The organism is Kitasatospora sp. NPDC002551 (genome assembly GCF_040296005.1).
Lineage (GTDB): Bacteria > Actinomycetota > Actinomycetes > Streptomycetales > Streptomycetaceae > Kitasatospora.
In genome coordinates, this window is sequence record NZ_JBEOWI010000039.1 from 56326 (window position 1) to 70109 (window position 13784).

12 protein-coding genes and 1 pseudogene are annotated in these 13784 nt (G+C 71.1%); 1 reads left to right on the forward strand and 12 read right to left on the reverse strand.

What is annotated here, in order from left to right; all coding sequences use genetic code 11:
• Positions 1–59: 59 nt before the first annotated feature.
• The 9 genes and pseudogenes from ABT093_RS28040 to arc form a co-directional block, all read right to left on the reverse strand.
• Positions 60–1367, reverse strand: coding sequence for an FKBP-type peptidyl-prolyl cis-trans isomerase (locus tag ABT093_RS28040; RefSeq protein WP_350569189.1), 1308 nt, complete (start codon positions 1365–1367; stop codon positions 60–62).
• 240 nt (positions 1368–1607) lie between these two features.
• A complete protein-coding gene (locus tag ABT093_RS28045; RefSeq protein WP_350569191.1) occupies positions 1608–2600 on the reverse strand; it encodes an FKBP-type peptidyl-prolyl cis-trans isomerase in 993 nt (330 codons plus the stop codon).
• Positions 2601–2771: 171 nt separating this feature from the next.
• Positions 2772–4133, reverse strand: a complete 1362-nt coding sequence (pafA, locus tag ABT093_RS28050) for a Pup--protein ligase (protein WP_350569192.1) — start codon at positions 4131–4133, stop codon at positions 2772–2774.
• Between the two features lie 126 nt (positions 4134–4259).
• Entirely contained in the window at positions 4260–5063 is an 804-nt protein-coding gene (gene prcA, locus ABT093_RS28055; protein ID WP_350569193.1) for a proteasome subunit alpha, read from the reverse strand.
• Positions 5064–5095: 32 nt separating this feature from the next.
• On the reverse strand, positions 5096–5890 hold the full coding sequence (gene prcB / locus ABT093_RS28060; protein WP_350569233.1) for a proteasome subunit beta: 795 nt from the start codon (positions 5888–5890) through the stop codon (positions 5096–5098).
• Positions 5887–5964, reverse strand: a pseudogene (locus ABT093_RS28065) (endonuclease VII domain-containing protein); the annotation flags it as partial. The pseudogene ABT093_RS28065 and the gene prcB, both read right to left, overlap by 4 nt.
• A 155-nt stretch (positions 5965–6119) precedes the next feature.
• On the reverse strand, positions 6120–6338 hold the full coding sequence (locus tag ABT093_RS28070; RefSeq protein WP_350569195.1) for a ubiquitin-like protein Pup: 219 nt from the start codon (positions 6336–6338) through the stop codon (positions 6120–6122).
• A gap of 182 nt (positions 6339–6520) precedes the next feature.
• On the reverse strand, positions 6521–8032 hold the full coding sequence (dop, locus tag ABT093_RS28075; protein WP_350569196.1) for a depupylase/deamidase Dop: 1512 nt from the start codon (positions 8030–8032) through the stop codon (positions 6521–6523).
• A 216-nt stretch (positions 8033–8248) separates the two neighbouring features.
• Positions 8249–10015, reverse strand: a complete 1767-nt coding sequence (arc, locus tag ABT093_RS28080; protein WP_350569198.1) for a proteasome ATPase — start codon at positions 10013–10015, stop codon at positions 8249–8251.
• Between the two features lie 286 nt (positions 10016–10301).
• On the opposite strand from arc, the gene ABT093_RS28085 reads away from it, so the two are divergent.
• Entirely contained in the window at positions 10302–10604 is a 303-nt protein-coding gene (locus ABT093_RS28085) for a ferredoxin (protein ID WP_502884335.1), read from the forward strand.
• A gap of 64 nt (positions 10605–10668) precedes the next feature.
• Here the strand turns inward: ABT093_RS28085 and ABT093_RS28090 are convergent, their stop codons facing one another.
• The 3 genes from ABT093_RS28090 to ABT093_RS28100 all read right to left on the reverse strand — a co-directional run bounded on the left by ABT093_RS28090 (position 10669) and on the right by ABT093_RS28100 (position 13639).
• Positions 10669–11274, reverse strand: coding sequence for a hypothetical protein (locus ABT093_RS28090; protein WP_350569201.1), 606 nt, complete (start codon positions 11272–11274; stop codon positions 10669–10671).
• Positions 11275–11401: 127 nt separating this feature from the next.
• The gene (locus tag ABT093_RS28095; protein WP_350569202.1) at positions 11402–12361 is read right to left on the reverse strand and encodes a tRNA (adenine-N1)-methyltransferase; all 960 of its coding nucleotides are present in this window, start codon (positions 12359–12361) and stop codon (positions 11402–11404) included.
• Positions 12362–12418: 57 nt separating this feature from the next.
• Entirely contained in the window at positions 12419–13639 is a 1221-nt protein-coding gene (locus tag ABT093_RS28100; RefSeq protein ID WP_350569204.1) for a site-2 protease family protein, read from the reverse strand.
• Between the last annotated feature and the right edge of the window lie 145 nt (positions 13640–13784).

Sequence of the window (13784 nt, forward strand, 5' to 3'; positions counted from 1 at the left end):
GCCCGGCCACGCGGCCGGGCCCGAAGGTCACACGCACACCATTGTCACCCGAAAGTGGATCAGCCCTGACCGGCGTCGAGGATGTCGACGACGAAGACCAGCGTGGAGTTGGCCGGGATGTCGCCCTGGGCCTGGTCCTTGTAGCCGAGCGAGGCCGGGATGACGAGCTCGACCCGGCTGCCGATGGTCTGGCCCTCCAGGCCCTGGTCCCAGCCGGCGATGACCTGGCCGCCGCCGAGCGGGAAGGAGAACGCCTGGCCCTTGCTGAGCGAGGAGTCGAAGACCTTGCCGTCCTTGTACAGGGCGCCGGTGTACTGGACGAGGATCTTCTCGCCCTTCTCGACCTTACGGCCCTCGCCCTTGATGAGGACGTGGCTCTTCAGCTCGGTCGGGTCGGCGGCGCCCGGCACCGGGGTGATCTCGGCGGGCTTCTTGCCGTTGTCCTTGACCTGCGGGAAGTCCGCGGGCGGCGGGGTCACGGTGCCGCTGACCACCGCGTCGGGGGCGTTGCTGTTGCGGATGTCGATGACGAAGATCAGGTTGTCCTTCGCCCCGATGGACATGCTCGGGTTGCCCTGGGCGCCGAAGGCGGCGGCCGGCGGGGCGACGACGAGCAGCCGGGAGCCGGCCTTCTTGCCGACGACGGCCTGGTCGAGCGCCGGGATCAGCGCGTCGGTGCCGGCCTGGAAGATCTGCGGCTTGCCCTTGTCGTCGTACGACGAGGGGATGTCCTTGCCGGTGTTCCAGTCCTTGCCGGTGTAGTCGACCGAGGTCCAGGAGTTCTTCTCGACCTTGGGGCCGTTGCCCTCGGAGAGGACCTTGACGACGAAGCTGCCGTCGGCCTGCTCGGCGGGCACCTCGATGGTGGCCTTGCTGCCGAAGTCGCCGGTGACGTTGGGCAGCACCTTGGCGCTGTCCTTGATCGGCGGGACCGGCTCGGTGGTCGGCGTGGCCGGGGCGGACTTGGCGGTGTCCGGCTTGGCGGCGGCCTCGTCCGACGAGCCGTCCTTGTTCACCAGGTACAGGGTGACGGCGCTGCCGATGAGCAGGACGCCCAGGACCGTGCCGAGGATCACGCCGAGCTTGCCGACGTTGCCCGGGTTCTCGTCGTACCCGGCCTCGGAGGTGTCCTGGCGGCGCACGGTGGAGGCGAAGATCTGCGGGGCGTCCTCGGTCTTCGTCCCCGCGGTCCGCGGAGCCTCCCCGGACCCGCCCCACCCGGCCTGCTGCTTCAGGATCGCCGGGGGCACGACGATCGACTCGCCGTCGCCCGGGAGCGGGCCGCCGGGCCGCGAGTCGGCCGGGTCTCCGGCGGAGTTACCGTGCGCGGTACCGGACCCGCCCGGGCTCGACGCTTTCTCAGACATGACTCCCCATCCATCTCGCCACGAGGTCTTCGAGGTCTACGGCCGGCGTGGTGGCGCCGGGGTGCTGTCGCACTGCCCGCCCGGACCCCGGACGCCGGCGGCGCCTACCACAGTGCGAGGGCAGTATGACAGGTCAGGATGAGGGCGGGCGCTTGCCCGTGCGAGCGCCCGCCCAAGCGTACGGAATCCCCCCGGGCTCGAACCAGCCCGCGCAAGGGATCTCCACGGATCCGCCGGGCGCTACACGGCCTCCAGGATGTCCACCACGAACACCAGGGTCGAGTTCGCCGGCACGGCGCCCTGCGCCTGGTCCTTGTAGCCGAGCGCCGGCGGCACCACCAGCAGCACCCGGCTGCCGACGTTCTGGCCGACCAGGCCCTTGTCCCAGCCCTCGATGACGCTGCCGGTGCCGATCTGCAGCGCCTGGGCGCCGCCGTGGGTCCAGGAGGAGTCGAACTGCTGGCCGTCGCTCCACAGCACCCCGGTGTACTGCACGACCAGGGTCTGCCCGGACTTGACCTGCTTGCCCTCACCCTTGATCAGCACGGCCTGCTGGAGGTCGGTCGGCGGCGCCTGACCGGCCGGCACGGTGATGGTGACGGGGGCCTTGCCGTTGTCCTTGACCTGCGGCAGGTTCGCCGGCGGCGGCGTCATGGTGCCGGAGAGCGTGGAGTCCGGCGGCAGGCTCTCCATGATGTCGAGCACGAAGACCACGGTGTCGCCGGGGCCGACGCCGAGCTGGGTGGAGCCCTGGGTGCCGAACGCGGCGGCCGGCGGGGCGACGACCAGCAGCCGGCTGCCGACCTTCTTGCCGATCACGCTCTGGTCGAAGGCCGGCACCAGCTGGCCGCTGCCCGCCTGGTAGAGCTGCGGCTTGCCGCCGGAGTCGTAGGAACTCGGCAGGTCCTTGCCGGTGGTCCAGTCCTTGGCGGTGTAGTTCACCGTCACCCAGTCGCCCTTGTTGACCGCGGAGCGGTCGCCCTCGCTGACGGTGTTCACCACGAACTGCCCGCTGGGCTGCTGGCCCTCGGGGATGGTGATGGTGGCCTTGCTCCCGAAGCCCCCGCCGGACAGCGTCGGCATCGGCGAGGCCTCGTTCACCGGGGTGGGCACGGTGGGCGCGGCGGTCGGCGACGCCGTGGGCGTGGCCTGGCCGGCAGGCTTGGTGGAGCTGCTGCAGGCCACCGCCAGCAGCAGGGGCAGGGTGAGAAGCAACCCGGCGGTGCGGCGCACGGCGTTCCTAACTGTCGGTCAAAGTCGGCTCTCCGGACTCCGGCTCCGGACTCGACGGACAGCGTATGCGCAGACGGCGTCCGGTCCCGGTAGACACCACCGGGACCGGACGCCACGAAGATCACACCGCCGGAGGGGACGGCCCGCGGGCCGTTCCCCGCCGACGCCGGGTCACATGCCGGCGATGAGCTTCTCCACCCGCTCGTCCACGGACCGGAACGGGTCCTTGCAGAGCACGGTGCGCTGCGCCTGGTCGTTCAGCTTGAGGTGCACCCAGTCGACGGTGAAGTCGCGGCGCTGCTCCTGCGCCCGGCGGATGAAGTCGCCGCGCAGCCGGGCCCGGGTGGTCTGCGGCGGGATCGACTTGGCCTCGAAGGTCTTGAGGTCGGTGGTCACCCGCTGCGCCTGGTTCTTCGCCTGGAGCAGGTAGAACAGGCCGCGGCGGCGGTGGATGTCGTGGTAGGCGAGGTCGATCTGGGCGACCCGCGGGTTGCTCATGCTCATCTGGTGCTTCTCGCGGTAGCGCTCGATGAGCTTGTACTTCATGATCCAGTCGATCTCGGTGGCGACCCCGTCGAGGCGCTCGGTCTTGACCGCCTCCAGGGTGCGGCCCCACAGGTCGAGGACGCGCGCGACGGTGCCGGTGTTGATGCCCTTGCGGTCGGCGAACTCCAGCGCCTTGGTGTAGTACTCCTCCTGAATGTCGAGCGCGCTGGCCTCCCGGCCGTTGGCGAGCCGGACCTGGTGGGTGCCGGTGAGGTCGTGGCTGACCTCGCGGATGGCCCGGATCGGGTTCTCCAGGGTGAGGTCGCGCATCACCACGCCGGCCTCGATGAGCCGCAGCACCAGGTCGGTGGAGCCCACCTTGAGCAGGGTGGTGGTCTCCGACATGTTGGAGTCGCCCACGATGACGTGCAGCCGGCGGTAGCGCTCGGCGTCGGCGTGCGGCTCGTCGCGGGTGTTGATGATCGGCCGGGAGCGGGTGGTCGCCGAGCTGACGCCCTCCCAGATGTGCTCGGCGCGCTGGCTGACGCAGTAGACCGCGCCGCGCGGGGTCTGCAGCACCTTGCCGGCGCCGCAGATCAGCTGCCGGGTCACCAGGAACGGGATGAGCACGTCGGCCAGCCGGGAGAACTCGCCGTGCCGGGCCACCAGGTAGTTCTCGTGGCAGCCGTAGGAGTTGCCGGCGGAGTCGGTGTTGTTCTTGAAGAGGTAGACGTCCCCGGCGATGCCCTCCTCGTGCAGCCGCCGCTCGGCGTCGACCAGCAGGCCTTCGAGGATGCGTTCGCCCGCCTTGTCGTGCGTCACCAGCTCGACGACGTCGTCGCACTCGGGGGTGGCGTACTCGGGGTGGGAACCGACGTCGAGGTACAGGCGGGCACCGTTGCGCAGGAACACGTTGCTGCTGCGGCCCCAGGAGACTACGCGGCGGAAGAGGTACCGGGCGACCTCGTCCGGGGACAGCCTGCGCTGCCCGCGGAACGTACAGGTGACGCCGTACTCGTTCTCCAGCCCGAAAATTCGGCGGTCCATGGGCCATCCATTCTCTGATGGGAGCTGTCCGAAACCGCCTCCGCGAAAGCCCGTCCGGGCCGCCGCAGGGGCACCGGGGTCCCGTGCCGCCGCCGGTGACGGCCGCGGCACGGGACCCCGTGGGCACTACTGGTCGGAGTCGCCCGGCGGGGTGGCCGCCGGCTTCTCCGTGCCGTCCGGCTCCGCCGAGCCGGCCGGGCCGTCCGTGTCGTCCGTCTCCGCGGACTGGTCGCCGTCGAGCAGCCGGGCGAGCTGGCCGCCCAGGATCCGCTTGAACTTGCGCTGCTGGAAGCGCTGGCGGTCCAGGACCGCCACCTCCAGCTGGTCGGGGGTGAGGACGCGCGGGCTGCCGCCGTTGGGGTCGCGGGCGAGCGAGTCCACGGCGACCTTGACCGCCTCGGTCAGCGAGAAGCCGCTGCGGTGCCGCTGGCCGAGGTAGTTGCCGATCGAGTCGGCGTTGCCGCCGACCACGACGTAGTTCTTCTCGTCGACGACCGAGCCGTCCGGGGTGAGCCGGTAGATCTGGTCGTCGTCGCCGGTGCGGCCGACCTCGGCGACGATCAGCTCGACCTCGTAGGGCTTCTCGCCGACCGAGGAGAAGATGGTGCCGAGCGTCTGTGCGTAGACGTTGGCCAGGCCCCGGGCGGTGACGTCGGCCCGGTCGTAGGTGTAGCCGCGCAGGTCGGCGTAGCGCACGCCGCCGATCCGCAGGTTCTCGAACTCGTTGTACCGGCCGACCGCCGCGAAGGCGATCTTGTCGTAGATCTCGGACACCTTGTGGAGCGCCCGGGAGGTGTTCTCGGCGACGAAGACGATGCCGTCGGCGTACGTGAGCACGACCACGCTGCGACCGCGCGCGATGCCCTTGCGGGCGTACTCCGCGCGGTCCGCCATGGCCTGCTGGGGGGAGACGTAGAACGGTGTCGACACCGGCGGTCGTCCCTTCCTTCCTCAGTTGATGGCTAGAGCAGCGGGGCCTGCGGCCCGTTGGGGTGGGCCAGGCGCTGGTCGGTGATGGAGACGGCGATCTCGGCGACCTCGGCCTCGGTGAGCCGGCGGAAGCCGTCCTCGGTGATCAGCGAGACGATCGGGAAGATCTTGCGGGCGAGGTCGGGGCCGCCGGTGGCGGAGTCGTCGTCGGCCGCGTCGTAGAGCGCCTGGACGACCATGGTGGAGGCCTGCTCGGCGGTCAGGTCGTCGCGGTGCAGCTTCTTCATCGAGCCCCGGGCGAAGACCGAGCCGGAGCCGGTGGCGGCGAAGCCGCGCTCCTCGGAGCGGCCGCCGGTGACGTCGTAGGTGAAGATCCGGCCGCGGCCGAGGTCGACGTCGTAGCCGGCGAACATCGGGACCACGGCGAGGCCCTGCATCGCCATGCCGAGGTTGCCCCGGATCATGGTGGTGAGCCGGTTGGCCTTGCCCTCCAGGGAGAGCACGGTGCCCTCGATCTTCTCGTAGTGCTCCAGCTCCAGCTGGAACATCCGGACCATCTCGATGGCGAGGCCGGCGGTGCCGGCGACGCCGACCGCGCTGTACTCGTCCGCCGGGAAGACCTTCTCCATGTCCCGCTGGGCGATCACGTTGCCCATGGTCGCGCGGCGGTCGCCGGCGAGGACCACGCCGCCGTCGAAGACCGCGGCCACGATGGTCGTGCCGTGCGGGGCCTCGATGACGCCCTCCGGCAGGCTGCGCCGGCCGGGGATCAGCTCGGGCCGGTGGGCCTCCAGGAAGTCGAGGAACGACGAGGACCCCGGGGTCAGGAAGGCAGCCGGTAGACGCCCGGTGCCACGAGTGTTGGCTTCCACACGATTCCTTCCAGGTAGCTTGAAGCGCGCACTGCCCGCACCCTACCGGCCGGACGATCACTGTCCAGCACGGCGGAGGGCCGGACCGGACGGACGGACGGCTCGCGCCGCCCGCCCGCCGTCGTCGGTCACAACCTCGGATTCCCGAAAAGCCGCGGGGCGGCCGCCCGGAATCCGCCCGGGATTACTGCCCGCCCTTTTGCACGAACTGCCGCACGAAATCCTCGGCGTTCGATTCCAGGACCTCGTCGATTTCGTCCAGAACCGCGTCGACGTCGTCGCTCAGCTTTTCCTGGCGCTCCTTGAGGTCGTCCGAATTCTGCGCTTCCGCGGCCTGCTCCTCGACCTCCTCGGAGGAGCGGTTCGCCCGCTGCTGGCCGCCGTCGGTGTCCTTGCTCGCCATTTACCTCACCCCGCTCGATCGTCTGGCACGGTTTGGTCGTTGCTTGCTGCATCGACCCTATACACAAGGTGCGACAACCCGCTTCCGGTTTGCCGGTGGCGCTTCCTGTCCAACACCCGCCGTCCCCCCGGATGATTCCCATTTGCCCGGCGTTCACCCGTGGTGATCGGAAAGTGACCCGGCTACCCGCCGGAGAGCACCCGGAGCAGGTCCTCCGCCGTGCGGCAGCGGTCCAGCAGCTCCTTGACGTGGTTGCGGGTGCCCCGCAGCGGCTCCAGGGTGGGCACCCGCTGGAGGGAGTCCCGGCCCGGCAGGTCGAAGATGACCGAGTCCCAGGAGGCCGCCGCGACGTGCTCCGCGTACTGCTCCAGGCAGCGGCCGCGGAAGTACGCCCGGGTGTCCTCCGGGGGCTTGGTGACGGCCCTGGTGACCTCCTCCTCGGTCACCAGCCGGTCGAACCGGCCACGGGCCACCAGGCGGTTGTAGAGGCCCTTCTCGGGCCGTACGTCGCTGTACTGGAGGTCGACCAGCTGGAGCCGCGGATTGTCCCACTCCAGGGCGTCCCGGCTGCGGTAGCCCTCCAGGATCTCCCGCTTGGCGATCCAGTCCAGCTGGCGGGAGAGCGACATCGGGTCGCGCTCCAGCCGGCCCAGCACGTCCTCCCAGCGGGCCAGCACGTCCACGGTCTGCTCGTCGGCGTCGGTGCCGAAGCGGTCCTCGACGTACTTGCGGGCCAGCTCGCAGTACTCCAGCTGGAGCTGGACGGCGGTGAGCCGGCGCCCGCTGCGCAGGGTGACCAGGTGCTTCAGCGTGGGGTCGTGCGAGATCCGGTGCAGGGTGCGCACCGGCTGGTCGACGGCCAGGTCGGAGGTGATGAAGGCGTCCTCGATCATGGCGAGGACCAGCGAGGTGGTGCCGAGCTTGAGGTAGGTGGAGATCTCGGAGAGGTTGGCGTCGCCGATGATCACGTGCAGCCGGCGGTACTTCTCGGCGTCGGCGTGCGGTTCGTCCCGGGTGTTGATGATCGGCCGCTTGAGGGTGGTCTCCAGGCCGACCTCGACCTCGAAGAAGTCGGCGCGCTGGCTGATCTGGAAGCCGTGGGCGGAGCCGTCCTGCCCGATGCCGACCCGGCCGGAGCCGGTGACCACCTGGCGCGAGACGAAGAACGGGGTGAGGTGGCGGACGATGTCGGCGAACGGGGTCGCCCGCTTCATCAGGTAGTTCTCGTGGGTGCCGTAGGAGGCGCCCTTGTTGTCGGTGTTGTTCTTGTACAGGTGGATGTTCTGCCCGTTGGGCAGCTCCAGCGCGCGCTGTGCGGCCGCCGCCATGATCCGTTCGCCGGCCTTGTCCCAGAGCACGGCGTCGCGCGGGTTGGTCACCTCGGGCGAGCTGTACTCCGGGTGCGCGTGGTCCACGTAGAACCGCGCGCCGTTGGTGAGGATGACGTTGGCGAGGCCGATGTCCTCGTCGGTCAGCTGGCTGGCGTCGGCGACGTCCCGTGCGAGGTCGAAGCCCCGGGCGTCGCGCAGCGGATTCTCCTCCTCGAAGTCCCAGCGGGCCCGCCGTGCCCGGTGCATCGCCGCCGCGTACGCGTTGACGATCTGGGACGAGGTGAGCATGGCGTTGGCGTTGGGGTGCCCGGGCACGGAGATCCCGTACTCGGTCTCGATGCCCATCACGCGCCGTACGGTCATGCGGCCCTCCTTGCCCGGTGTGCCGCCCCCGGCGGGCGGTCCACGCTGACGTACCGCTGAACAGCACCGACGCCGGCCGTCTGCCCGCGAACGGTGGGTCGAGCCTAGAACGCGGTGCCGACCGGCGGGCCCCGAGACGCGCCGTCCGGCTGCGGGGCCGCGAGGCGCCACAGCCGGACGGGGTGCGTGCGTTCCGGGGGACCCGGAGCGGGTCGGCTACAGGTACTGCCCGGTGTTGGCGACAGTGTCGATGGAGCGGCCGGACTCGGCGCCTTGCTTCCCCGTGACGAGGGTGCGGATGAACACGATCCGCTCGCCCTTCTTGCCGGAGATCCGGGCCCAGTCGTCCGGGTTGGTGGTGTTCGGCAGGTCCTCGTTCTCCTTGAACTCGTCCACGCAGGCGTTGAGCAGGTGGGAGACCCGCAGACCGCGCTGGCCGTGGTCGAGGTAGTCCTTGATGGCCATCTTCTTGGCCCGGTCGACGATGTTCTGGATCATCGCGCCGGAGTTGAAGTCCTTGAAGTACAGGACCTCCTTGTCACCGTTGGCGTAGGTGACCTCCAGGAAGCGGTTCTCCTCCGTCTCGGAGTACATCCGCTCCACCACCGACTGGATCATCGCGGCCACCGTGGCCTCGACGGAGCCGTCGTGCTCCTTGACGTCGTCCGGGTGGAAGGGCAGCGAGTCCTTGAGGTACTTGGAGAAGATGTCCTTGGCCGCCTCGGCGTCCGGGCGCTCGATCTTGATCTTGACGTCCAGACGGCCCGGCCGCAGGATCGCCGGGTCGATCATGTCCTCGCGGTTCGAGGCGCCGATGACGATGACGTTCTCCAGGCCCTCCACGCCGTCGATCTCGGCGAGCAGCTGGGGGACGATGGTGTTCTCGACGTCCGAGCTGACGCCCGAGCCGCGGGTGCGGAAGAGCGACTCCATCTCGTCGAAGAAGACGATGACGGGGGTGCCCTCGCCGGCCTTCTCCCGGGCCCGCTGGAAGACCAGGCGGATCTGCCGCTCGGTCTCGCCGACGTACTTGTTGAGCAGCTCGGGGCCCTTGATGTTGAGGAAGTAGCTCTTCCCCTGGGGCCGGCCGGTGACCTCGGCGACCTTCTTGGCCAGCGAGTTCGCCACGGCCTTGGCGATCAGCGTCTTGCCGCAGCCGGGCGGGCCGTAGAGCAGCACGCCCTTGGGCGGGCGCAGCTCGTACTCCTTGAAGAGCTCGGCGTGCAGGTAGGGCAGCTCGACCGCGTCGCGGATGAGCTCGATCTGGTTGGCGAGGCCGCCGATCTGGCGGTAGTCGATGTCCGGGACCTCCTCGAGGACCAGCTCCTCGACCTCGGCCTTCGGCACGACCTCGTACACGTAGCCGGAACGCGGTTCCAGCAGCAGGGCGTCCCCCGCCCGGAGGGTGGCCTCGCGCAGCGGTTCGGCGAGTCGGACCACCCGCTCCTCGTCGGTGTGGCCGATGACCAGGGCACGCTCGCCGTCCTCCAGGACCTCCTTGAGGGTGACGAGGTCGCCGATGCGCTCGAAGGCCATCGCGTCCACGATGTTGAGGGCCTCGTTGAGCATGACTTCCTGGCCGCGGCGCAGCTCGTCGAGGGCGACGTTGGGGCTGACGTTCACGCGGAGCTTGCGGCCGCCGGTGAAGATGTCGGCGGTGCCGTCCTCGTTGGAGCTGAGGAAGACGCCGAATCCCGCCGGGGGCTGTGCCAGCCGGTCCACTTCCTCCTTGAGGGCCACGATCTGGTCGCGGGCCTCACGCAGGGTGGAGGCGAGCCGTTCGTTCTGGGCGGTCACGCCGGCCAGGTTGGTCTGGAGCTCGACGATCCGCTCTTCGAGGATTCTCGAATTGCGCGGCGAGTCGGCGAGCTTGCGGCGCAGCACGGCGATTTCCTGCTCAAGGTACGAGACCTGAGCGGCCTCGTCGGAACCACGAGCGGGCCTGCCGGTGCTGCGGTTGTAGTCGTCATCGTGGGCTGCCACGGTCCTCACCTCCTCCGGGGAGCTGGACGCTTCCAGACCCTACCTGGGACCAGGGGTCCGTAAACCCCTAGATCAAGAAAGATGGAACGGGCGTGTCCGATCTTCGCCCTCGCGTGCTTCCCCTCTGCTAGGGGGATACCCACCGCGCACGGGCCAAAGCGGGCCAGATGTATCGTCGATCGAGTCGATATCCGATCGCGACCGACGCACGGGGTCCGATCGTTGTACGAATGGCGGGAATGCCCCAGGACGGGGCGTCTCGGGACAGAAACGGCGGACAATCATCATGTCGGTGAGCGAGTCGACGACGGCGGCCGAGCCGCTGGAGGTGTGGATCGACCAGGATCTGTGCACCGGCGACGGCATCTGCGCGCAGTACGCGCCCGAGGTGTTCGAGCTGGACATCGACGGCCTCGCCTATGTGAAGGGCGAGGACGACGAGTTGCGCCAGCAGCCGGGCGAGACGGTGCCGGTGCCGCTGACGCTGCTTCAGGACGTGGTGGACTCGGTGAAGGACTGCCCCGGCGACTGCATCCACGTGCGCCGGGCCTCCGACCGCGTCGAGGTCTACGGGCCTGACGCCGAGTAACAACCCGGCGAGCGGGCGCGGCCCCGCCCCGAGCCGAAGGGCGCGCCGGTGCCGCGCGGGCGAGTTACGTGAGGCTGAGCGGGGCGGCGGTCTGGGAGCGTTCCCAGCCGCCGCCCTTGCGCGTCCAGGTGAGGTCGACCGAGATGTCGGGGGCGAACCGCGGCACGTCGTCGCCGGAGTAGCCCTGCGCGTGGGCGGTGACGGTGCCGTCGGAGCGCAGCGCGAGGCGGCTGACGGTGAGGCCCTCCCGCTCGGAGAGCAGGGTGGCCAGCACGGCGGGACGCCCGCCGGCGCCGTCGCCGAGCAGGTAGACGGCGTCCGGCGGGGTGCCGTTCTCGGCGGCGCAGTGCGCGGCGACGACGGTGCCGGGGCGCCCGTCGCCGAGGTCGGCGGCGAAGTGGGCCGCCACGGTCACCGGGAACGGTCCGCAGTCGAGCGGGAGTTCGGCCCGGGCCGGGTCGGGGGCGGCGGCCGCGGGCAGGGCCCTGGGGGTGGGCCGGGCGGGCCCGGGGGCGCCACTGGCGGGGCCCGCGGCGAGCGCGGCGGCCACCACGGCGGCGCAGCCGGCCACCGTCACGGCCCAGTGCCAGGGGGCGGTGCGCCCGTGCCGGGGGCCGGTGCGGCCCGTGGCGGTCTGCTGTCCAGCCGTCGTCCCGACCGCGGTCTCCACCAGGCGTCCCCTCCGAGGTCTGCGTGAGCGAGCATCGTCCCACACCGGGGCGGCCTCGCGGTGCCCCGGGTGCGGGAACGCGGGAGGGGTGGTACGGCGGCGCCGTACCACCCCTCCGGGAGGTGTCTCAGTCGAGGCCGGCCTGGTCGGCGGCCTCGGCGCGGGCGGCGGCCCGGGCGGCCGCGCGCTCCTGCAGGGACGGCTCGGGGGCCCCGTTGTCGTAGTCCTCGCCGTAGGCGCCCTTGGCCGGACGGCGGCGGCGCAGCGGCGGCTCGACGCCGTCGGCGAGCCGCCGGGCGGTGAGCAGGAAGCCGGTGTGGCCGATCATCCGGTGGTCCGGGCGGACGGCCAGGCCCTCCAGGTGCCAGGTGCGGACCATGGTCTCCCAGGCCTGCGGCTCGGTGAAGGTGCCGTGCTCGCGCAGCGCCTCGACGGTCCTGGACATCTGCGTGGTGGTGGCCACGTAGCAGCAGATGAGGCCGCCGGGGACGAGCGCCTTGGAGGCGACGTCCAGGCACTCCCAGGGGGCCAGCATGTCGAGGATGACGCGGTCGACGTCGGCCTCGACCAGGTTGTCCTGGAGGTCGCCGACGGTGAGCTTCCACGCCGGGTGCGGCCCGCCGAAGTAGCGCTCGACGTTGCCCTTGGCGATGTCGGCGAAGTCCTGGCGGCGCTCGTAGGAGGCGAGCATGCCGGTGTCGCCGACGGCGCGCAGCAGGTAGGTGGAGAGCGCGCCGGAGCCCACGCCGGCCTCGACCACGCGGGCGCCGGCGAAGATGTCGGCCATGGCCAGGATCTGCCCCGCGTCCTTGGGGTAGATCACGGCCGCGCCGCGCGGCATGGACAGGACGTAGTCGGGGAGCAGGGGGCGCAGCGCGAGGTACGGGACGTTCCCCGTGGTGCGCACGACCGTGCCCTCGGGAGCGCCGATCAGCTCGTCGTGCGGGAACGCACCCTTGTGGGTGTGGAACTGGTTCCCGGCCTGGAGCGTGAACGTGTAGTGGCGGCCCTTGGGGTCGGTCAGCTGGACCTGGTCCCCGACCTGGAAGGGCCCGCGTCGGCGGGTGGCACCGGTCGGTTCGGACATGCGGACAATCCTAAGGGAAGCCGACCGTCCGGCTGACCAGGTGACCGGGTGACCGGCTCAGCGGCCGGTGACGGCGGCGGTCAGCCGCTGTTCGATGTCGGTGAGCGCGGCGACCCCGTAGGTGCGCCCGTCCTCCTCGACGACCAGGTACTCGCCGGCGGGGGTGGCCCGCACCGCGCGCAGCAGGTCCTCGCCGGCCAGGTCGGCGGAGAGCCGCAGCCCCGGTTCGAGGTCGCGGGCGAGCGGGCCGACGGCGACCCAGGGGCGGCGGTGCTCGGGGATGCCGCGCACGGCGGCCTCGCGGAGGATGGCGATCGGTTCGCCGCGGCCGTCCACCACGACGACGGCGCCGGCCTGCGCCTCGTGGGCGCGCCGCATGGCCTCGCCGAGCGGGGTGTCGGCGGTGACCTCGACGGCCCGGCGGGCGAGGTCGCGCAGCCGCAGGCCGGGCAGGACCTCCTTGAGGCGGGCGTTGCGCAGCGCTCCGGTGGCGCCGTTCCAGATGATCGCGGCGAGCACGGCGGCGAGGACGGCGTCGACCAGGGTGTCGGTGCGGCTGCGGTCGAGCTCGCGGGCGGAGCTGATCAGCGGCAGGCCGACGAGGACGGCAATGGCGAGCGCGCGGCCGGCCCAGGCGGCGGCGACGGTGCCGGCCATCGGTCGGCCGGTGACGGCCCAGACCACGGCGCGCAGCATCCGGCCGCCGTCCAGCGGCAGGCCGGGCAGCAGGTTGAAGGCCGCGACGACGAGGTTGGAGACCATCAGGCCGGTCAGCAGGACGCCGGGGACGGTGGAGACCTCGACGGCCTGCAGGGCGAGGTAGAAGACGCCGCCGAGGACCAGGGAGAGCAGCGGGCCGACGAAGGCCAGCCAGAACTCGCGCCAGGGGCGTTCGGCCTCGTTCTCGATCTCCGAGACGCCGCCGAAGAACTGCAGCTGGATGCGGCGGACGCCGAGCTTGTAGCGCAGCGCGACGACGGTGTGGGCGAGTTCGTGGACCAGCACCGAGCCGTAGAAGGCGACGGCGAAGGAGAACGCGACCAGGTAGCGGGCGCCGCCGAGGTCGGGCAGCACCCGGTCGAGCTGGCCGCCGAAGACCCAGGTGATCAGGGCCGCGATGATGAACCAGGACGGTGTGACGTAGATCGGCACGCCGAAGGGGCGGCCCATCAGGATGCCGCCGCGGGGTTCCGACTCGCGGGGCGGCGGGGTCCCCGGCCGGGTGTTGCCGCCCTGCGGTGGCTGGTCGGAGGTCTGCTGCCCCCTGGAGTCGCTCACCGTGTTCCCTTCGTCCGTCGCCCCCGCAGCGCGCCGCGCGCCGGTGCGCCCACGCTACGTGATCGGGGCGGCCGCCCGGCGCTCGCCCCTCGCCTTCCCCTTCGTTCATACCCCGTGGCGGCCGCGATGCGGCAGCACCGTGGCA